This is a genomic window from Roseibium sp. RP-7 (assembly GCF_053005225.1).
Map to the genome: position 1 here is coordinate 1,146,978 of NZ_JBRKQA010000002.1, position 20,131 is coordinate 1,167,108.

Annotated in this window: 16 protein-coding genes; 15 read left to right on the forward strand and 1 reads right to left on the reverse strand. The window is 59.1% G+C overall.

From position 1 onward, the window contains the following. The first annotated feature begins 255 nt into the window (after nucleotides 1-255). The 8 genes from ACVDG9_RS19945 (at nucleotide 256) to ACVDG9_RS19980 (ending at nucleotide 12,494) form a co-directional block, all read left to right on the forward strand. A complete protein-coding gene (locus ACVDG9_RS19945) occupies nucleotides 256-1,041 on the forward strand; it encodes an IclR family transcriptional regulator (RefSeq protein ID WP_447238786.1) in 786 nt (261 codons plus the stop codon). Further along, nucleotides 1,031-1,711 (forward strand): HAD-IA family hydrolase, encoded by a 681-nt coding sequence (locus tag ACVDG9_RS19950; RefSeq protein ID WP_447238787.1) that lies wholly within the window; start codon nucleotides 1,031-1,033, stop codon nucleotides 1,709-1,711. Before ACVDG9_RS19945 ends, ACVDG9_RS19950 begins: the two co-directional genes overlap by 11 nt. Continuing rightward, a complete protein-coding gene (locus tag ACVDG9_RS19955; RefSeq protein WP_447238788.1) occupies nucleotides 1,708-3,063 on the forward strand; it encodes an aminotransferase class III-fold pyridoxal phosphate-dependent enzyme in 1,356 nt (451 codons plus the stop codon). The genes ACVDG9_RS19950 and ACVDG9_RS19955 overlap by 4 nt, the downstream gene beginning before the upstream one ends. Before the next feature lie 842 nt (nucleotides 3,064-3,905). After that, nucleotides 3,906-5,048: a helix-turn-helix transcriptional regulator gene (locus ACVDG9_RS19960; RefSeq protein WP_447238789.1), complete on the forward strand. Its 1,143-nt coding sequence runs from the start codon at nucleotides 3,906-3,908 to the stop codon at nucleotides 5,046-5,048. 25 nt (nucleotides 5,049-5,073) lie between these two features. Continuing rightward, nucleotides 5,074-7,329, forward strand: coding sequence for a UDP-forming cellulose synthase catalytic subunit (bcsA, locus tag ACVDG9_RS19965; RefSeq protein ID WP_447238790.1), 2,256 nt, complete (start codon nucleotides 5,074-5,076; stop codon nucleotides 7,327-7,329). 11 nt (nucleotides 7,330-7,340) lie between these two features. Next, a complete protein-coding gene (locus ACVDG9_RS19970) occupies nucleotides 7,341-9,623 on the forward strand; it encodes a cellulose biosynthesis cyclic di-GMP-binding regulatory protein BcsB (protein ID WP_447238791.1) in 2,283 nt (760 codons plus the stop codon). A gap of 1 nt (nucleotide 9,624) precedes the next feature. Then, nucleotides 9,625-10,722 carry a family 8 glycosyl hydrolase gene (locus ACVDG9_RS19975; protein WP_447238792.1) on the forward strand — a complete coding sequence of 366 codons (1,098 nt, stop codon included), beginning with the start codon at nucleotides 9,625-9,627 and terminating at the stop codon, nucleotides 10,720-10,722. Next, entirely contained in the window at nucleotides 10,701-12,494 is a 1,794-nt protein-coding gene (locus tag ACVDG9_RS19980; protein WP_168684981.1) for a hypothetical protein, read from the forward strand. The genes ACVDG9_RS19975 and ACVDG9_RS19980 overlap by 22 nt, the downstream gene beginning before the upstream one ends. A 175-nt stretch (nucleotides 12,495-12,669) precedes the next feature. On the opposite strand, the gene hpaR is transcribed toward ACVDG9_RS19980, so the two are convergent. Further along, nucleotides 12,670-13,122, reverse strand: coding sequence for a homoprotocatechuate degradation operon regulator HpaR (hpaR, locus tag ACVDG9_RS19985; RefSeq protein ID WP_447238793.1), 453 nt, complete (start codon nucleotides 13,120-13,122; stop codon nucleotides 12,670-12,672). Nucleotides 13,123-13,224: 102 nt separating this feature from the next. Between hpaR and ACVDG9_RS19990 the strand changes: the two genes are divergently transcribed. Genes ACVDG9_RS19990 through hpaH form a run of 7 tightly spaced genes read left to right on the forward strand, consistent with a single transcriptional unit; the run spans nucleotide 13,225 to nucleotide 20,125 of the window. Further along, nucleotides 13,225-13,611, forward strand: coding sequence for a 5-carboxymethyl-2-hydroxymuconate Delta-isomerase (locus ACVDG9_RS19990; protein WP_023003266.1), 387 nt, complete (start codon nucleotides 13,225-13,227; stop codon nucleotides 13,609-13,611). A gap of 3 nt (nucleotides 13,612-13,614) precedes the next feature. Continuing rightward, nucleotides 13,615-15,126 (forward strand): 5-carboxymethyl-2-hydroxymuconate semialdehyde dehydrogenase, encoded by a 1,512-nt coding sequence (gene hpaE / locus ACVDG9_RS19995; protein ID WP_447238794.1) that lies wholly within the window; start codon nucleotides 13,615-13,617, stop codon nucleotides 15,124-15,126. A 41-nt stretch (nucleotides 15,127-15,167) separates the two neighbouring features. After that, nucleotides 15,168-16,022, forward strand: a complete 855-nt coding sequence (gene hpaD / locus ACVDG9_RS20000) for a 3,4-dihydroxyphenylacetate 2,3-dioxygenase (protein ID WP_447238795.1) — start codon at nucleotides 15,168-15,170, stop codon at nucleotides 16,020-16,022. Nucleotides 16,023-16,042: 20 nt separating this feature from the next. After that, nucleotides 16,043-17,023 (forward strand): 3,4-dihydroxyphenylacetate 2,3-dioxygenase, encoded by a 981-nt coding sequence (gene hpaD / locus ACVDG9_RS20005; RefSeq protein ID WP_447238796.1) that lies wholly within the window; start codon nucleotides 16,043-16,045, stop codon nucleotides 17,021-17,023. Nucleotides 17,024-17,052: 29 nt separating this feature from the next. Next, nucleotides 17,053-18,471, forward strand: coding sequence for a pyridoxal phosphate-dependent decarboxylase family protein (locus tag ACVDG9_RS20010; protein WP_447238797.1), 1,419 nt, complete (start codon nucleotides 17,053-17,055; stop codon nucleotides 18,469-18,471). Continuing rightward, the gene (locus tag ACVDG9_RS20015) at nucleotides 18,468-19,322 is read left to right on the forward strand and encodes a fumarylacetoacetate hydrolase family protein (RefSeq protein ID WP_447238798.1); all 855 of its coding nucleotides are present in this window, start codon (nucleotides 18,468-18,470) and stop codon (nucleotides 19,320-19,322) included. Before ACVDG9_RS20010 ends, ACVDG9_RS20015 begins: the two co-directional genes overlap by 4 nt. Then, complete coding sequence (hpaH, locus tag ACVDG9_RS20020; RefSeq protein ID WP_075282345.1) at nucleotides 19,319-20,125, forward strand: 2-oxo-hept-4-ene-1,7-dioate hydratase; 807 nt, start codon at nucleotides 19,319-19,321, stop codon at nucleotides 20,123-20,125. The genes ACVDG9_RS20015 and hpaH overlap by 4 nt, the downstream gene beginning before the upstream one ends. Nucleotides 20,126-20,131 lie beyond the last annotated feature (6 nt).

A 20,131-nucleotide genomic window follows, 5' to 3' on the forward strand; every position in this document is an offset into this window, starting at 1 on the left:
TTCTGGTCAGGTGACAGCCGGACTTCGCGCCGGTCTTGGTCATTTTTTATTTGCTTTGTTAATTATTGTGATCTTAAATAACAAGATGTCAACCTTCAATCGAAGCGCTGACGCTTTTGTTTACCTCGCAAAACGGTTCAAATAACAAACCATCGGTTTAAAAATATATTGTTTCAAATGAAACTACATGTCAACATCGTCCCGTCGAATGCCGGAGCTTCAATCCGGCGCCTGCGGGAAAGGAACTGCTGAAGCATGGGCACGATCACAAAAGCGCTGAGCCTGCTGAACCACTTTTCCGCCAGCCGTTCGGAAATTGGCCTGACCGAGTTCCGCAACCTTTCGGGCCAGGACAAGGCAACGGTTCACCGGCATCTTACCGAACTCACAGCCAACGGTTTTCTGGAGCAGAACCCGGGCACCAAAGGCTATCGCCTGGGGCCCGCCATCCTGCGTCTTGCAGCAGTCCGCGAACGACTGTTCCCGGCAAGAAGGCTTGTCGCTCCATTGGTGGAACAGTTGGCTGGAGAACTCGGAGAGCTGGTTCATGTCTCCTTGCGGGAAGGCAATCACCTGTCACCGCTCTATCATCATGACGCACTCATTCACGGCACGCGGGTCTATTTCGACGAAGCTGAATTGCTGCCGCTGCACGCAACTGCCTCCGGTCTCGCCATGCTGGCCTTCGGTCCGATCGATCTGCTGCCGAAGCTTCTGAAGACGAAGCTCAAACCCTCCACCGGCTACACGATCATCGACACCGAGCTTTTGAAACAGACTGTCGAACAGGTTCGAAACGACGGCATTGCCTTTATCGACCAGGGTTTTGAAGAGCACGTCTCTTCCTTTGCCTCGCCGATCTTCGGCGACTTGCCAGAGGCAGTCGGCACCATTGCCGTTGCCGCCCCCACCGTTCGCATGACCGATGAGTTGAAAGCAAAAATCCGAATTTCCCTGCCGATCGCGGCGACGGAAGTCACTGAAAAACTCGGCGGCGTTGTCCCGGTCGATTTGAGAAGGATCTGGCGCGATGCCGCATGACACGAAGGCTCTGGTGCTCGATTTCGGCGGGGTTGTCACTCGCACGATGTTCGAGACCCACGACCTGACCGAACGGGCCCTCGGGCTCGCCCCCGGCAGCCTGACCTGGCGCGGCCCGTTTGATCCGGCAACCGACAGTCTTTGGCAGGCAATGCAGCGGGACGAGATTTCCGAACGCGACTACTGGCACCGGCGCACGCAGGAAATTGCCGAATTGACCGGCAACGACTGGACGGAAATGGCCCAATTCGTGAAGGCTGCGCGCGGCGCTGATCCCGATGCCGTCATGCGCCCGGAAGCCCTGGCCGCAATCGAAATTGCCCGGCAGGCAGGCTGCAAGCTTGCGATCCTGTCCAATGAGCTGGACCTTTTCTACGGTGCGGACTTCAGGAAAAAGCTCGCTTTTCTGGATGATTTCGACGTCATCGTCGATGCCACCTACACCAGGATCCTGAAGCCGGATCCGCGTGCATATCAGCTGTGCCTGGACGAACTCAGCCTGCCCGCATCCGCCTGCGTCTTTGTCGACGATCAGCTGCGCAACATTCGCGGCGCGGAGACGACCGGTCTGCAGACGGTTCACTTCGACGTTCTTTCCCCCCGATCTTCCTATGACCAGGCACTTTCGTTGCTCGGCCTGCCAAGTTTACTCCAAGGAGACATGACATGAAGGATTCCAACTTCCTGAAGGAAAACAACGCCCGCCATGTCTGGCATCCGATGGCTCATCCGGCCGACAGCCAGACCAATCTGCCGACGATCCTGACAGGTGGCCGCGATGTTTTCATCACCGACGTTGACGGGCACGAAGTTCTTGATGCCGTCGGCGGGCTGTGGAACGTCAACCTCGGCTACTCCTGCGAACCGGTGAAACAGGCAATCTCCGACCAGCTGAACGCCCTGCCCTACTACTCCATCTTTCGCGGCACATCGAACGACAAGGTGATCGAGCTTTCCTACGAACTGGCCGATTTCTTCGCCCCGGACGGGCTGACGCGCGCCTTCTTCACCTCCGGCGGCTCGGATTCGGTCGAAGTCGCCCTCAAGCTCGCCCGCCAGTATCACCGCATTCGCGGCGAAGCCGGCCGCACCAAGTTTCTCAGCCTGAAGAAAGGCTATCACGGCACCCATTTCGGCGGCGCCAGCGTCAACGGCAACGGCAAGTTCCGCAACGCTTACGAGCCTCTGCTGCCGGGCTGCTTCCACATTCCGGCTCCCTACACCTACCGCAACCCGTTCAACGAGAGCGATCCGGCGAAACTTGCCCAGCTCTGCGCAGCCGCCCTCGAAGACGAGATCGCCTTCCAGGGAGCCGGCACCATTGCCGCCTTCATCATGGAGCCCGTCCTCGGCGCCGGTGGTGTCATGCCTCCCCATCCGAGCTTCATGCCGATGGTGCGCGAGATCTGTGACCGCAACGGCATCCTGCTAATCTCCGACGAGGTCATCACCGCCTTCGGTCGCACCGGCAGCGAGAGCGGTGCACGCCACTGGGGCGTCCAGCCGGACTTCATGTGCACGGCAAAAGCCATCACAAACGGCTATTTCCCGTTCGGTGCGTTGATGATCGCCGGGCATGTGGCCGAAGTCTTTGAAAACGACACCAGCGGGATCGCGTCCATCGATACCGGCTACACCTATTCCGGCCACCCTGTCGGCGCGGCAGCCGCACTGGCTGCCCTCGCAGAGATCCGACGTTTGAAGGTCCATGAAAACGCCGCCGCACGCGGCAAGGAACTTCTTGGTGGCCTGAAGGGGCTCCAGGAACGTTTCGAGGTGATCGGCGACGTGCGCGGCGAAGGACTGATGTGCGCCATCGAACTCGTCTCCGACCGCGCCAGCAAGAAACCTTCGGCAAAGGATGTCCCGCTGAAACTGCAGCAGGCCGCCTATGAGGACGGCGTCATGATCCGGGTCTCCGGAAACAATGCCATCTTCTCGCCGCCGCTGATCGTGACATCGGACGATGTGACAAAAATCCTGTCGGCGGTCGAGACCGGACTGAAAGCCGTTTCCGGCTAATCCCTCGGAAGCATCTCCGTAACGCTCAAGCCTCAACGGCCGGCACCACCACGTTGCCCTGAAGCCCTCTCAAGACCTCGAGGGCTTCGGATCCTCTAAAGGCCACTTGCCATCAGAAGACCAGCACGCGGCGCGCAAACAGCCAACGGGATTTGCGCGCCCTGGCTCTTTTGTTTGTCCCAAGAGCAAGCTACCCGCCAATTTCAGGTCGAATTTTCCTAACGTTTTCAACCGCTGCGCGACATTTCTGGCCGCCGCGTATCAAGTTTCGAAAAATTCGATCACAAATTCGGGCAGGCAAAACGCTCAATTCCTGAGCCTGAACTCAAATTAGCCAAGTCCGCCTAATTTGTCGGCAATCTGAATAGTTAAATCAAACAAGACAAAATTTTATCTCAAACAGATTTCACCGGGAATTTCGCGACATCGCCTCGGGACATTTCGACGCAAACAGTAAAAATCGAAAAACACGACAAATGCTGCAGCGCAGCAATACACGCAAGCACACCACCTTGACTTGCATTTTTCAAATTCAACGAAAACCATCTCCTGAATACAACCCGATGATCTTAATGTATTCATCGATATATCTCATTTAATACTGAAGCATATTCTATAATTATCTTAGAGTTATAAATTAACCAAGACTGTAGTTGCTTTAAAATTGATGCAATTGCACTAGAGCAACGGCATGAAGTTTCCGGTATAAAAGGTTTAATAATTTATTAACCCCCTAAGAAACCAATCGATCGATTTAGATAAAATTCAATTTCAGAGAATGAATCGAGCCAGAACTTAGATCGTCACCACGAATAAAATCCATTTCTACCTGGGAGCAAAAAATGTATTTTGCAGGAAGGGACTTTAACGAAAGTGTTTTATACGGTGGCCAGACAAAAGAACGCCGCAACCGAAGCAATTTAGACTTTCCGTATGCACTGGCCAAACGCTTTGAATTTCTTCTCTTCAGCATCTTTGTTCTGGATGCAAGAAGGAAGAAGATCGAGATTTGCTATACAATTGATGACAATCGTCAAGCCTGGGAAGCCGAACATCTTCTCGGGAACGAAATAGACACGTTCTCCCAAGTAAAAGCCAACTCCTGCACCCCCGTTACACACGACACCGAGATCCTGCATTGCACCGCAACAACACCCGATGGTTTGTCGCGCGATACAACCCTTGAAACCAACCGTGCGGCTGTTCTCATGGTCGAATTGGGAATGGGTTTGCAGCTCTATCTTGCCGCCCACGTTCCAGTCGGCTTTTCAGACAGTCTTTTCCAAGGTGTTGTTGCTTACGCGGATGACATCTTCGGCGGCTTCGAGGCTTATGCCGAGGATCTCGTTTACGGGCGAAACCGCACCGAACTGACAAGCGCGCAATACTGGATCAAACACATCAAGTCGCCAGCGCTTGTGTTCTTCGGCAATGGCTCAGTCCTTGTCAAAAACCCGGCGATGGAAAAGGTCCTGCAGAAAGGCGGCGATCTTCGCCTCATCGACGGCAGGATCCAGGCACCGCTAAGCCTGGCACCGTTCTTTGCCCGCAACTCTCGCGACTTGCCCGTCGATGCCCCGGCAAACACCGGATCAACTCGGCAGGAACAGGCACGCGTCATGAGCATTGCCGGTGGCCCCCGCTACTTCGTGGAGGCCATCCCGTCCCAGGTGTCCGACGAAGAAACCCGGGATCCCGTCAGATCCTATTTCCGCAAGAAGGTCCTGATCACCGCGGACACCACCTCCAGCGAGGTAAGCCCCGAGACGATCAAAGCCGCGACCGGGGTCACGCATCAGCAGGCGCGCATCATCAAGAAAATAATAGACGGCAAAACCGTAAGACAAGCCGCCGAGGAAATCGGGATCAGCTACAACACTGCAAGAAATCACCTTGCGATGGCACAGCAAAGAACCGCAACAAGCTCACAAATAGAGCTCGTTAACTCGGTGACGAAAGCAATTCAAATAGCACCAGACCAATAACGTACAAAGTACAGGAACTTAGGCTATGCTGAACTTACTTTTATACGTATTCGCGACGATAGCGACCATCGCTACATTTTTCATCGTCACGCTGCCGCTTTCGGTTGAAGTTCAACTCTTTCTCGGCCTCTTCGTTCTGGTTGCGATGCAATTCACGAAGGTCTTGCCGGGCACTCTGGGACGCGTCACGTTTCTGACCCTCGGAGGGGTGCTCGTCGGCCGTTACGTTTACTGGCGCGTGACACAGACGGTTCCGCCGATTGAGAACTTTTACGATTTCGTTCCCGGCGTCCTGCTGCTTGTTGCAGAGCTCTTCTGCATCTTGATGTTCTTCCTGTCGGCGCTCATCGTCTCCGACCGTTATGAGCGTCCCCGCAAGGTGCAGAACTCAGACGCCGATGCTCCGACCGTCGACGTGTTCATTCCCAGCTACAACGAGGATCCGGGCCTCGTCGCCTGCACCATCGCCGCCGCCAAGAACATGGACTATCCGAAGGACAAGTTCCGTGTGTTCCTCCTGGACGATGGCGCCACGCTTCAGAAGCTGAATTCCACGGACCAGAAGGCCGCCCTTGCCGCCTATGAGCGCAGCCAGGAATTCAAGCGGATCTGCGAAGATCTCGGTGCGACATATCTTGCTCGTGAGCGCAACGAACATGCCAAGGCCGGAAACCTCAACTACGGCCTGTCGCGGTCGGAAGGTGATCTCGTGGTGGTCTTCGACGCCGATCACGCACCGTCACGGGAGTTCCTGCGCGAAACCGTCGCCTACTTCAAGGACCCCGAACTGTTTCTGGTTCAGACGCCGCACTTCTTCCTCAATCCGGATCCGATCGAGCGCAATCTGCGCACCTACAACATCATGCCCTCGGAGAACGACATGTTCTACGGCATGATCCAGAAGGGTCTCGACAAATGGGACGCCACCTTCTTCTGCGGCTCCGGCGCCGTCCTGCGGCGTGCAGCCCTCAATGAAGTCGGCGGTTTCTCGGGCGTCTCGATCACGGAAGACTGCGAAACCGCTCTCGAGCTGCATTCGCGCGGCTGGAAGAGCGCCTATGTCGATCGTCCGATGATCGCCGGCCTGCAGCCTGACACTCTCGCCTCGTTCATCGGCCAGCGGTCCCGCTGGTGCCGGGGCATGCTGCAGATCCTGATGCTCAAGAACCCGATGTTCAAGCCGGGCCTGAGCTTCATGCAGCGCGTCGCCTACATGTCCAGCGCCATGTTCTGGCTGTTCCCGTTCCCGCGGCTGGTGTTCCTGCTGGCGCCGCTGATGTTCATCCTCTTCAACATGAAGATCTACATCGCATCGCCCCAGGAATTCCTGGCCTACACGATGACCTACATCCTTGCGGTGGTGACGATCCAGTCCGGCCTCTATGGCAAGCTCAGATGGCCCTGGATCTCGGAACTCTACGAGTACATCCAGTCAATCTACCTGTTCCCGGCGATCTTCTCCGTGCTGATGAACCCGCGTGCGCCGAAGTTCAACGTCACGACCAAGGGTGAAACACTCGAAGAAGAACAGCTGTCGGTCATCGCATGGCCCTACATCATCGTCTTCGCGGTCATGCTCCTCACGACCGGCGTGCTGGCCTGGCGCCTGCAGAACGACACCGGCCAGACTGCCCTGCTTGGTGTTGTCGGCATCTGGCATGTCTTCAACCTGATCATTGCCGGTGCAGCCCTTGGCGCCATCCTGGAACGGAAGGAAGTCAGAACCGCACCGCGTATCCGGGTCCATCGCAAGGCGACGCTCCGCCTTCGTGACGAGACCATCCCGGTCAATCTGGTGGAATCCAACACCAACGGCCTGCTCCTTCAGCTTGAAAGAGCACCAGCTTGGGGGAACGTGCTCGGCGACAACGGCCACCTGACATTCCATCCCCGTCAATCTCTGGACCGGTCCGCCGATGCGACGCCAGAACCTGACGCCGCGCTTGCCGACACAGGCATCAACATTCGTGTCGCCTCCCAGCGGGCCGGCTCGAAGGGAATTCTGATCGGCGCCGCCTATCTCGACACCGTCGCAACGCGAGCGATCGTTTCCAGCGACGTGATGTTTGCCGACCTGACAATACCGAGAGCCCTGCACAACAGGAAGCTGACGGGATCCTCGGTCGTCGCGGGCATGATGCGCCTGACCAGATGGGCACTTTACTACGGCATTCGCGTCCCGGTCCTCGGCCTCATGACAGCCCTGCGGTCCGGCCTGAAACGCAAGCCGGCACCTGTCGAGCAGGACCTGCCTGAATCCGTCCTCGCACCTGCAGAATGAGGATTGAAGCAATGAAAACTCTGTATCACCTCAAAGCCGCAACCTGCCTCAAGGCAGCGGTTGTCGCCTCAACCTTGGTTGCTCTGCCCGTTTCGGCAGTTGCCCAGCAGCTCGACGTATCGGTGCTCGACACCAAGACCGAAGACCGCAGCACCATCCGCCGACTGACGGCAACCGCCGACCAGCTCCGGATGGAAGGCGAACAGGCAGAAATCCGGCTGGCCGTCTACGCTCCCCGGGACGAGGTCCTTCTCTATCGCAAGCTGCAGGTGGACTACCTGACCGCGGTTTCGACCGCCCCGGAACATTCCAGCATGAGCATCATGGTCAACGGTCAGCCCGTTGGCGACATTGAACTCAACGCAGGCGCTCAAAGCTCCATGCGCAGCTTCGATCTCCCTCCCGGAATGATGGTCGAGGGGTTCAACGAAATCCGGTTCATCGCGAAACACAAGCACCGCGTGGACTGCACGATCCCCGCCACCTATGAACTGTGGACGGTGCTGAACCCGGCAAACACGGGTATCGTGTTCGATCCGGGCCCGGACAACTCACCGAAGGTGTCGGCCAGCCTTGAACTGCTGCGCGCGGTCCCGAACGACAAGAGCGGCGCCACCAACATGCGCCTGCTGCAACTGGGTACGGCGAGCGCCGGAAATCTGGACCGGGCCCTGGCAGTTGCACAGACTGTCGCGGCTTTCGGGAAATACCATAACCCGGACATCCAGATCAGGAACGAGCCGGGCAACGATGCCGGCCTGGATATCATTGTCGGCACTCGGGCCGAGCTTTCGCACGCAGGCTTTGCCGTTGGCGACACCGGCTCGGAAATCCCTGGCCTTGCTATCGTCCACCGGCCGGATACGGGCAGGGTTTCCCTGTTTCTCGCGGCAGAGAACCGCCCGGCTCTGGACAAGTCCATCGAAGCCTTCAAACAGGCCCTGCAGGCCAAGCCGATGCTGGGAAGCCGCCGGGGTATTGCCGCCTTCGAAAACAAGTTCGGCTACGAGATCGAACCCGGCGAAACGGTTTCCCTGGCAAAGATCGGCGTCAGCAGCAAACGCTTCGACGGCCGCCTTCTCCGGCAGGACTTCTCGATCCGCCTGCCGGACGACTATTTCGTCGGAGACTATGGCAAGGCCAAGCTCAGCCTGAACATCGATGCGCTGGCAAACCTGTCCAATGCCAACCGGCTGCAGGTTTTCGCCAATGGTGCCGCACTTGCGTCTGCGGAACTGACGCGTGACGGCATTTCTTCCCGCAATCCACTCGATATCCCGCTTGGCGGCTTCTCGCCCGGCTTCAACGACCTGCGCATCGAAGTGTCTTCCCTGACAGAAGATGATGCCAGCTGCGACGTCGCGACCGGCCTCAACGGCGACCGGCTGTCGCTTGATGCGGACACATCGACGATCGAGTTCGATGCACTTGCCAGAATGCGCGTGACACCGAGCCTGTCTCCTTCCGACCTTCTGCCGAAAAATCCTGCAGAAAACCGGCCGACCACCATTCAGGTGCTTGCCGACGACCCGAAAAGCCTGGAGGCCGCTGCACAGCTTGCCGTGGCAACGGCAGCAATCACACAGCAGGTCCGGCCGATCGCCATCACGACGGCCTCCGCCTCGGTCGGCAATCAGCCGGGGCTGATTGTTGCCCCGGTCAATCGCCTGTCGGGCATGGCCAAGGAAGCCTATCTGGACACGCTCGACCCGGAAAGAACGCAGGGCTCGCGCAGTCAGGTGGGCCGCTTTTTCGGGCTGAAGTCTGTTGACGAAAACGACACCAGCCTGATGGCAAGCATCCAGCGATACGCCGGATCCGCCTGGCGCAGCGTCGGCTTCAAGCTCAATTCCGAAGTTAGTTCCGACCGCAGCTTCGCGCTGCAGGGCAACAGCATCCTGATCGCACAGCGCACCAAGACGCTGACATCCAAGGAAAGCTGGGTTGCCTTCATGGGAGCCCCGGTCAAGCAGGACACCTGGACCGTCGTGACCGGCCTGACGAGTGACGACATCAAGGCCAGCACGGAAACGATGCTGCGCGAAGGCAAGCTTGCCTGGCTCACCGGCGACACGTCGCTCTATAACGCGACCACCAACCGGTTTGCGTCCGAACGCCTGTCCGATCCGAACTACTTTGCTTCGCTGGCAAACCCGTCCGAGTTCAGGAACAGCCGGCTCGTCGTGGCAGGATTGGTCTCGCACAACATGCTCGACTTCGTCGTGTTCATGCTGGCGTTCTGCCTGATCCTCGGCTTCAGCTACTACGTCTCCCTCAAACGGTCCGGACGCTGACATGCTGAGGCTTTGCATGACAACCGGCATGGCACTTTTCCTGTCGCTTGCCCCCGCTCACGCCGAACCGGTGTTCGGCGCCAGCGCGCGCAGCAAGGAAGCCGTGTCGCTCTGGCTGGGGTCGGCGTGGCGGGACTATACGAGCCGCCACATGACCCCGGAAGGAGCCGTCATCGACGATGCCAATGAAGGCATCAGTCACAGCGAAGGCCAGGGTTACGGCATGGTTCTGGCCGTCGCGGTGGATGACCGCGAGACCTTCAAGCTGATCCGCGACTACACCTACGAGAACCTGCAGGTGCGCAAGGATCACCTGTTTGCCTGGAAGGTGCTGCACACGCCGGAAGGTCCCAATGTCGCCGACACCAACAACGCGACGGACGGGGACCTGCTGATCGCCTGGGCGCTGATCGAGGCCTACAAGAACTGGGGAGACCCTGAAGACCTTGCCTCGGCAAAGGTCGTTCTGGCGGATATCGCCGCAACGCTCCTTCAGCAAACCGCTCTCGGACCGGTTCTTGTTCCCGGCAGTGAAGGGTTCGTCTCCGGCGATCATCAGACCGTCACGGTCAACCCGTCCTACTGGGTCTATCCGGCCCTGGAAACCATCGCCGAGTTCGATACGTCCGCGAACTGGGGCGAGATTGCAGTTGTCGGAGAGGACGTCCTGGACCTTTCCCAGAGGGCTCCAAGCTACCTGCCACCGGATTGGGTCGATATCGGCGGTCTCAAGCTGGTTCCTTCCGATAAGTTCACACCTGAATTCGGCTACAATGCCATCCGGGTTCCGCTCTATCTCGCGCTGTCCAGAAATGCCCTGCGCGTGAAAAAGGCGGCGGATTTCTCAACGCTACGCGGCTTTGCCGATCCCCGCGGCCCATCAGTTACGCAGATCGTCACGGGCGAGCCGAAGAGTGTCATGGGTGGTATCGGTTTTCGCGCAATTGCCGCCCTGACCAGATGCATGGACAAAGCCGAGCCATTCCCGTCCGAACTGCTGCAGATCGGCACCGACGACTATTACTCCACAACACTTCAGATCTTCACGATTCTCGCAATTGCAGAGAGGTATCCGCAATGTCTTTCACCAGAATGGTAATTGCCTCCTTCGCGCTGGCGTTTGCGACCAACGGTTCCCTGGCGCAATCCGCTCCGTGGGAAGCCGCGCCGCAACAACAACTGCCCGGCGGCTCTCCGTTTGTCCTGCAGGCACCTGAAACCGGTGTTTTGCCGGTCCAGCAGGCCAATGTTTCGCCTTTCGCGCTTTCGGTCACCCAGCCAGGAGCCGCACAGTCCGCCGCCCCGGCAGCCCCCGCGACTGCCAAGGTCGATGAAACGGCTCTGCGCTACTACGCACAGAACGGTGAGATCGGCCGTGTGTCTGCGGAAATCAAGCGGCTGAAGTCCCTTCATCCGGACTGGCAACCGCCGGAAAACATTTACGACCGCAACCGGATCGAGGTGAACGAACAACCGCTCTGGGATCTTTTCGCCACCGGCCGGACCCAGGAGCTCTACGCCAAGATCCGGGAATACATAAATCTCTACCCGGGCTATGAGCCTTCAGCCGAATTGCGCCGACAGATCATCAATGCCGAAGCGCGAAAGACCCTCATTCAGGCGTCCGAACTGGGCAACGCCCAGGAGGTCATCAAGATCGCGGTGAAGAACTCCGATCTTCTGACCTGCCAGGAAATCGACATTATCTGGCGGACAGCCAGGGCTCTCAACGAGACCGGTCAGGACGTCAAGGCGCTCGAAGCCTACAAGTACATCCTTGCCAACTGCGCCAATGAGGACGAGCGCAAGGCCACCGTGCAAAAGGCTGCCGAAGTGCTGCCGCGCAACGCGGTGGAGCAGCTTGTCGCCTACGGCAGAACCGGATTGGACGGTCGCTCGGAATTCAACGAAATCTACCTGGACCTGTTGCGTGGTGAAGTTGGCGAAGGCGCCACCGATCCCGCCATGCTGGTCGACAAATCGGATCTGGACGCGCTCGCCAATTCGGCTGCAAAACTCCAGAACCCGAACGATGCCGAACTTCTGGGCTGGTATTACTATTCCCGCGAAGAGTTCAAGACCGCCACCAAATGGTTCCAGACAGCCTACAAGCTTCGCCCCTCGCCAAAGGCCATCGAAGGCATGGTTGTTTCCATGAAGGAAGATGGCGAATACGAGGAAGCCGAGGAACTTGCCTACAAGAACCGGCGCAAGGATCCGCTCATCCTCAAGGCATATCTGGAAGTCGTTTCGATCCAGCTTCTGGAAGGCTACGGCACCGAGATGGATTTCAAGCGCCTGTCGAGATTTGCGAACGTCGTCCAGGATGCGCAGTCACCGATTGCCGCCCAGGTGTTCGGCTGGCACTTCTACAACATGCTTGAACTCGATGAAGCTGAAATCTGGTTTGCCAAGTCGATGGAGTTCCAGCCGAACGAATCCGCGGCCGTCGGCCAGATCGTGGTTGCTCAGCGCAAGAAGCAGAAAGCCCGCGAACGACAGTTGATCGCGCAATGGTCAACCAAATTCCCGGCGATCAAGACCCTCGGCGGCGCACAGCTTGCGTCCGCTTCCGAAGAACGCAGCCGCTCCTCTGGCGGATCGCGCTCCTCCGGGTCTTCCTACCTGCGCTCTGCCGAACAGGAGATCAGCACCGGAGATTATGCAGGCGCTCTGCCGTACCTTGAAAGAAACGCAATGAGCGGGCGCGAAAGCCGCAAGGCAAAACTGCTTCGGGCCTGGGCGCTGTATCACACGGGCCGGTCGAAAGAGGCGCACAAGCTCTTCGCGGAAGCCGACAAGGCGGGGTCCACGACAGAAACCCGGCAGGGCAAGTGGTTCTCTGAAAAGAAGATGTACCGCTACAACTAAAACAACTGGTCTCTTCCCGCACGAGACCAGAAGCCCGGGCTCCTTTCCAGCTACACAGGCTGAGGGGAGCCCGGGCCGTTTCCGGCCCATAGCCGGCATCCAGTGCCGAGCCTTTAGCGCGAAAAGCGGCCTCAATCCGAAATCCGGCCCAGCCCCAGGCTCAGTCCCAGGCCTCTTACAGCTTCTGGAAATCCTCCAGAATGTCGAGCAGCTGTGCCAGTTTCTCCTTGCCGATGACCTCTTCTATGCGCGCCGCGATTGCCTTGGCGTCATCGAGCTTATCCTCGATGATTGCCTGTCCGGCCGGCGTAATCGCCACCGTTTGCTTGCGCCGATCCTTCTCGTCCGCCTGACGGGTTACCAACCCCTTTTCCAGAAGCGTCTGTACGATCCGGGTCTGACTGGGCAACAGAAGGCAGGCGCGGTCGGCCAGGGTCGAGGCATCCTGTGGACCGAATTCTTCCAGCACTCGCAGGATGCGCCACTGCTGTTCGGTGATGCTGCAGTCGGAGAGCATCTCGCGGATCGGGCCCATCACCTTCTCGCGCGCCCGGATCAGCGCAATCGGGATGGAGCGTCTTGTGGACGGCAGCGCCGGGCCGTCAGCGGGTTCAGTGTCGTCGATCATGCAAGGTCCATAGCGAATTGGCAGATTATTAGACACAAAAAGTTTGACAGTTTCGATCTCATATATTTAACATAGCAAATATTGCACTGTTAAGGAAATCCCATGCCGCACATATCGCTGGAATATTCCGCCAATCTGGAACAGCGGGCCGACATAAAGGCCCTGTGCGAGCATCTGCGTGCGCAAGCCGCGACCATCGATGCTCTTCCCATGCCCGGTCTGCGGGTGCGGGCTATCCGGTGCGACCACTATGCAATCGCCGACGGCGACCCGAAACATGCCTTCATCGACATTTCCGTACGCCTTCGCGCCGGACGGCCGGACGACGTCAAGCGCGACGCAGCGGAGCGTCTGTTCAAGGCCGCAAAGGCTTTCCTGGAACCGGTCCTGGCCACCAGTTCGCTCGCGCTATCGCTTGAGATGCGCGACATCGACCCGGACCTTTCGCCCAAGACGGGCACCATTCGCGACCATTTGGGGACTGTCTGACCCATGTCTGACCTTCAGAACAACATCGAAAAACTTGAGACCTACCTCGCAAGGTTCCGGGAGACCGGCGTGCTGAACCAGATCGGCGGCAAGGCCTGCCCCGCGGCCTCCGGCGCGACATTCGAAACCACATCCCCGGTGGACGACAGCCTGATCTGCAAGGTTGCCAGGGGGAACGCTGCCGATATCGATGCTGCAGCCAGGGCCGCCAAGGAGGCCTTTCCGGCATGGCGCGATTTGGCTGCGACGGAGCGCAAGAAAATCCTTCACAAGATTGCCGACGGCATTGTCGCCCGCGCCGAAGAAATCGCCTTTTGCGAATGTTGGGATACCGGTCAGGCCCTGCGTTTCATGTCGAAGGCCGCCCTGCGCGGCGCCGAGAACTTCCGCTTCTTCGCTGACAAGGCGCCAAGTGCCCGCGACGGTCAGGCCCTGCCATCACCGACCCTCATGAACGTCACGACGCGTCTTCCGATCGGACCGGTCGGTGTGATCACGCCCTGGAACACGCCTTTCATGCTGTCGACCTGGAAGATCGCACCGGCGCTCGCTGCAGGCTGTACCGTGGTCCACAAGCCGGCGGAATTTTCTCCAGTCACTGCACGCATCCTGATGGAAATTGCAGAAGAAGCCGGCCTGCCGAAAGGTGTCTGGAACCTTGTCAACGGCCTCGGCGAAGAAGCCGGCAAGGCCCTGACAGAACATCCTGACATCAAGGCCATCGCCTTCGTCGGCGAGAGCCGCACCGGGTCCATGATCATGCGACAGGGGGCGGAAACCCTGAAGCGGGTGCATTTCGAGCTCGGCGGCAAGAACCCCGTGATCGTTTTCGACGATGCCGATCTCGACCGGGCGCTGGATGCGGCAATCTTCATGATCTATTCGCTCAACGGAGAGCGCTGCACCTCGTCCTCGCGCCTTCTGGTGCAGGACACGATTGCCGAGGAATTCGAGGCAAGGCTCATCGAGCGGGTGAACAACATCAGGGTCGGTCATCCCCTCGACCCAAAGACCGAAATCGGCCCGCTGATCCACAAGACCCATTTCGACAAGGTGACCGGCTACTTCGAAACCGCCCGCCAGGACGGCGCAACGATTGCCGCTGGCGGCAGCCGCGTCGGGACGGAAGGCTGCTTCGTACGCCCAACCCTCTTCACCGGCGCGAACAACTCCATGAAGATCGCCCAGGAAGAAATCTTCGGCCCGGTCCTGACCTCCATCCGCTTCAGTTCGGAAGACGAAGCACTTCAGATCGCCAATGACATTCCCTACGGCCTGACCGGCTACGTCTGGACCAACGACCTGACGCGGGCGCTGAGGTTCACCAACAGTCTGGAAGCGGGCATGATCTGGGTGAACTCGGAAAACGTCCGCCACCTGCCCACCCCCTTCGGCGGCGTCAAGGCCAGCGGCATCGGCCGCGACGGCGGCGACTGGTCGTTCGAATTCTACATGGAACAGAAACACATCGGCTTTGCGACCGGCCAGCACGCCATCCCGCGCCTTGGTGCGTGAGGAATGTGAACGACATAAGATCGCAGTAACGAGAGGAGACTATGGGAGAAATCGTTCTCGCGGCCAAGGTCACGCATGTGCCGACCATGCTGATGTCGGAACAGCCCGGACCTGTGGAGGGCAAGCGTCAGCCGGCTATCAACGGTCATTACGAAATCGCGCGCCGGGCAAAAGCGCTCGGCGCGACGACGGCGATCGTCTGCGACACGCATTGGGTGATCAACGCAGGCTTTCACATCAATGCCAACAATCGGTTCGAAGGCCTGTTCACCTCGAACGAATTTCCGCATTTCATCCAGAACCTGCCTTACGCCTACGAGGGCAACCCGGAGATGGGAGATGCCATCGCAAGAGAGGCAACCGAGCGCGGCGCTTTCACGCTCGCCCATCATCTCGACAGCCTGGAACTTGAATACGGCACGCTGGTGCCGATGCGGTTCATGAGCCGGGAACACGACATGAAGGTCGTCTCGGTCGCCGCCTGGTGCACGGTGCACGGCCATGACGAGAGCCGCATCGTCGGCGAAGCGATCCGGGCGGCAGTCGAAGCCAGTGACGAGAAGGTGCTGCTGCTTGCCTCGGGATCCTTGTCTCACAAGATCTGGGCCAACAAGGACTACGCCGCCAACAACGGCACTTTCACCATCTCGTCCGAGTTCAACCGGCAGGTCGATCTGCATGTCCTCGACATGTGGCGGAGGGGCGATCATGCCACCTTCCTGAAGATGCTGCCGGAATATGCCGACCATTGCTGCGGCGAAGGCTCCATGCACGACACCGCCATGCTCTACGGCGCGCTCGGCTGGGACAGCTACACCGCCGAATGCGAGGTCGTGACCGACTATTTCCCCAGTTCCGGCACCGGACAGACCAACGTCATCTTCCCGGTCCAATAGGTTTATCGCAGGAGCCTTCCATGCCCATTCCGGCCCCCAATCTCTATCCGCCCTTCAACATCATCCGGCTCAGCCATGTGGAACTGGGCGTCACGGATCTGGCCAAGAGCCGGGCCTTCTATGTCGACACGCTCGGGCTTCATGTCACGGACGAATCCGATGAGGCGATCTATCTGCGCGCCATGGAAGAACGCGGCCACCATTGCCTTGTCCTGCGCAAATCGGCAGATGCCGCTGCCCGTGATCTCGGCTTCAAGGTGTTCGACGAGGAAAACCTCGACAAGGCCGCACACTTCTTCAAGGGCAAGGGGTTGCCGGTGGACTGGGTCGAGCGGCCCTATCAGTCGCGCACATTCCGGACCCGCGATCCGCACGGCATTCCGCTGGAGTTCTACGCCAAGATGGACCGCCTGCCGCCAATCCATCAGAAATACGCGCTCTACAAGGGCGTGAAGCCGCTCCGCATCGACCACTTCAACTGCTTCTCGCCGGACGTCGATGCTTCCGTTGCCTTCTACAACGAGCTTGGCTTCCGGGTGACCGAATACACGGAAGACGAGGCAACCGGCCGTCTGTGGGCCGCCTGGACACACCGCAAGGGCGGCGTCCACGACATTGCCTTCACCAACGGCAAGGGCCCGCGCCTCCACCACACCGCGTTCTGGGTGCCGACACCGCTCAATATCATCGACCTGCTCGACCTGATGGCAACCACTGGCTGGGTATCCAATATCGAGCGCGGCCCGGGCCGACACGGCATTTCCAACGCCTTCTTTCTCTACATTCGAGACCCGGACGGCCACCGGATCGAGATCTACTGTTCGGATTACCAGACGGTCGATCCGGATCTGGAACCGATCAGGTGGGACCTGAAGGATCCGCAGCGGCAGACCCTCTGGGGCGCGCCGGCTCCCAAGAGCTGGTTCGAGGAAGGATCCCTGTTCGAAGGAACCGAAGTTCAAGCCCCCAGCCTTGCCGCACAACCGATTGTTGCGCCATAGGTGAAACAGACAATGGTTGGAAGAATGCGATGAACTGGACTGACTTTGCCGGCTGGGGCCGGAGGGTGGCCGACTGGGCCGCAGACTATCACCAGACCCTGCGGCAGCGGCCTGTCCGCGCCCAGGTAAAGCCGGGCGAAATCCTCAACGCCCTCCCCGAGGCACCTCCCGAACTTGCCGAGGAGATGGAGAAGATCTTCGCGGACTTCGAGAAGATCGTGCTGCCGGGCATGACCCATTGGCAGCACCCGCGCTTCTTTGCCTATTTCCCTGCCAATGCGTCTCCACCGTCAATGCTGGCGGAATATCTCGTTACCGCCATGGCGGCGCAGTGCATGCTATGGCAGACCTCTCCGGCGGCAACCGAGATGGAAACCAGGATGATGGACTGGCTGCGCCAGGCCGTCGGTCTGCCCGGGTCCTTTTCCGGAGTGATCCAGGACAGCGCCTCCACCGCAACTCTGGCCGCCGTCCTGACCATGCGCGAGCGCGCCCTTTCGTGGGATGGCAACAAGGTCGGCCTCAGCGGGCAACCGCGCCTTCGGGTCTATTCCTCCAATGAGGTTCATACCTCCATCGACAGGGCAATCTGGATCTCCGGCATCGGCCAGGACAATCTGGTGCGTATCCCTGTTCTGGGCCCACGCCGCTCCATGGATCCGGACGCGCTGCGTGCGGCCATCGAAGCCGATCTTGCCGCAGGTTTCCGGCCCGCCGGCATCATCGCCTGCACCGGTGGCACCGGCGTTGGCGCGTCGGATGATGTTGGAGCGGTCGTCACGGTCGCGAAAGACTTCGGCCTCTATGTGCATCTTGATGCGGCCTGGGCAGGCGCGGCGATGATCGTCCCCGAGTACCGCGAGCTCTGGGAAGGCGTCGACGGCGTCGATTCCATGGTCTTCAACCCGCACAAATGGCTTGGAGCCCAGTTCGATTGTTCCGCCCATTTTGTTCGCGATCCGGAAGACCTTGTGCGTACTTTGGCGATCCGGCCGGAATATCTGAAAACCCACGGCCACGACGGGATCGTCAATTATTCCGAATGGTCCGTTCCACTCGGCCGCCGTTTCCGGGCCTTGAAGCTCTGGTTCCTGATGCGCTCCTACGGTTTGGAAGGCCTGCGAGGGCGCCTGCGCAACCATGTCGACTGGTCGGCCGCTCTTGCCGAGCGTTTGCGTGCAGAACCGGATTTCGAAATCACCTCCGAGCCCGTCCTTTCCCTGTTCAGTTTTCGCTTTTCCCCTGAAGGTGCAAGGGACCTCGACACGCTCAACCAGCGCCTCGTCGATACCATCAACGACGATGGCCGGATCTACCTGACCCAGACCCTGCTGGATGGTGCCAAGGTGGTCCGCTTCCAGGTCGGGCAGTTCGACTGCACACAGGAAGACGTCGCCTTTGCCTTCGACGTCATTACCGAAATTGCCAGAAACATGGAGACCGCATGACCCGGCTCGCAACCTACAGCGCCGACGGACAGGAATTTTACGGAGCCGTCACTGATACCGGCATGATTGCCCTGTCGCCGGACTTTCCGCAGTGGCCGACGCTTTACGACGCCATTCGCGCCGGCGGTCTGCAGGATCTTGTCACTGCCGCAAAGGACAAGCCGGTTAGGCATTCCGAGTTCACTTATGAAATGGTGCTGCCGAACGCGCCGCGGATCCTGTGTGTTGGCGTCAACTTTCCCGACCGCAATGCGGAGTACAAGGACGGCAGCACCCAACCGAAATACATGTCCTTGTTCCCCCGCTTTGCCAGCGGGTTCACCGGCCACGACCGGCCGCTGATCCGGCCGCCCGAAAACCACACGCTCGATTACGAGGGCGAAGTGGCCATCGTCATCGGCAAGACCGGCCGACGCATCAAGGCGGAAGATGCCTATGATCATATCTGCGCCCTGACCCTGTGCAACGAAGGCACCATCCGCGACTGGGTCCGGCACGCGAAATTCAACGTCACCCAGGGCAAGAACTGGGACTGCTCCGGTTCTATCGGTCCCTGGCTCGTGCCTTTCGAAAAGGCGGAGCAACTGGATGAGGCCCGCATTCAGACCCGCGTCAACGGAGAGTTGCGCCAGGACGATTACCTGAAGCGCATGACATTCCCGATCCGTGAGGAAATCGCCTACATCTCGACTTTCATGACACTTCAGCCCGGCGACATCATCGTCACCGGCACACCGACAGGTGCCGGCGCCCGGTTCGACCCTCCCCGCTATCTGAAACCCGGCGACGTGGTCGAGATCGAGGTCGATGGCATAGGCATCTTGCGGAACGGGGTGGAGGACGAAAAATGAGCCTGAACGAAGCAGACATTTCCAAAGCCGCAAATGATCTCCTGAACGCGGAAAAGACGCTCGAGCAGATCGGTCTTCTCACCTTGCGCCATCCGAACCTCGACATGGACGGGGCCTATGCAATCCAGAAAGAACTTGCCAGGGCGAAGCTTGCCGAAGGCCGCAAGATCATCGGCTGGAAGATCGGCCTGACGTCGAAAGCCATGCAGGACGCGCTCAAGATCGACATTCCGGACAGTGGTGTCCTCTTCGACGACATGCTGTTTGAAACCGGAGCCACTGTCCCCAAGGGTCGGTTCATCCAGCCGCGCATCGAAGCGGAAATTGCCTTTGTCATGAAGGCCTCTCTCGGTGGCGCCAACGTCACGCGCGAGGATGTACTTGCGGCAACGGATCACGTGTGCCCGAGCCTGGAGATTCTCGATACACGCATCCAGCGCGTCGATCCGGAGACGGGACAGGCTCGCAAGATCTTCGACACCATTGCCGATAACGCCGCCAATGCCGGCCTGGTTCTGGGCAACGAAAAGCATGATCCCGGAGCAATCGACCTCCGTTGGGCCGGCGCCATCGTCACCAGGAACGGTGAAGTGGAGGAGACCGGCCTTGGTGCGGGCGTCCTCAACGATCCGGTCGAGAGCGTCGTTTGGCTGGCGCGCCGCATGGCCGATTACGGACAGACAATCGAAGCCGGACAGATTATTCTGTCCGGATCCTTCATCCGGCCGGTGGAATGCCCGTCCGGTTCGAAGGTCCACGCCGACTTCGGCCCGTTCGGGTCTGTATCCTGCTCCTTCGCCTAATAGGGA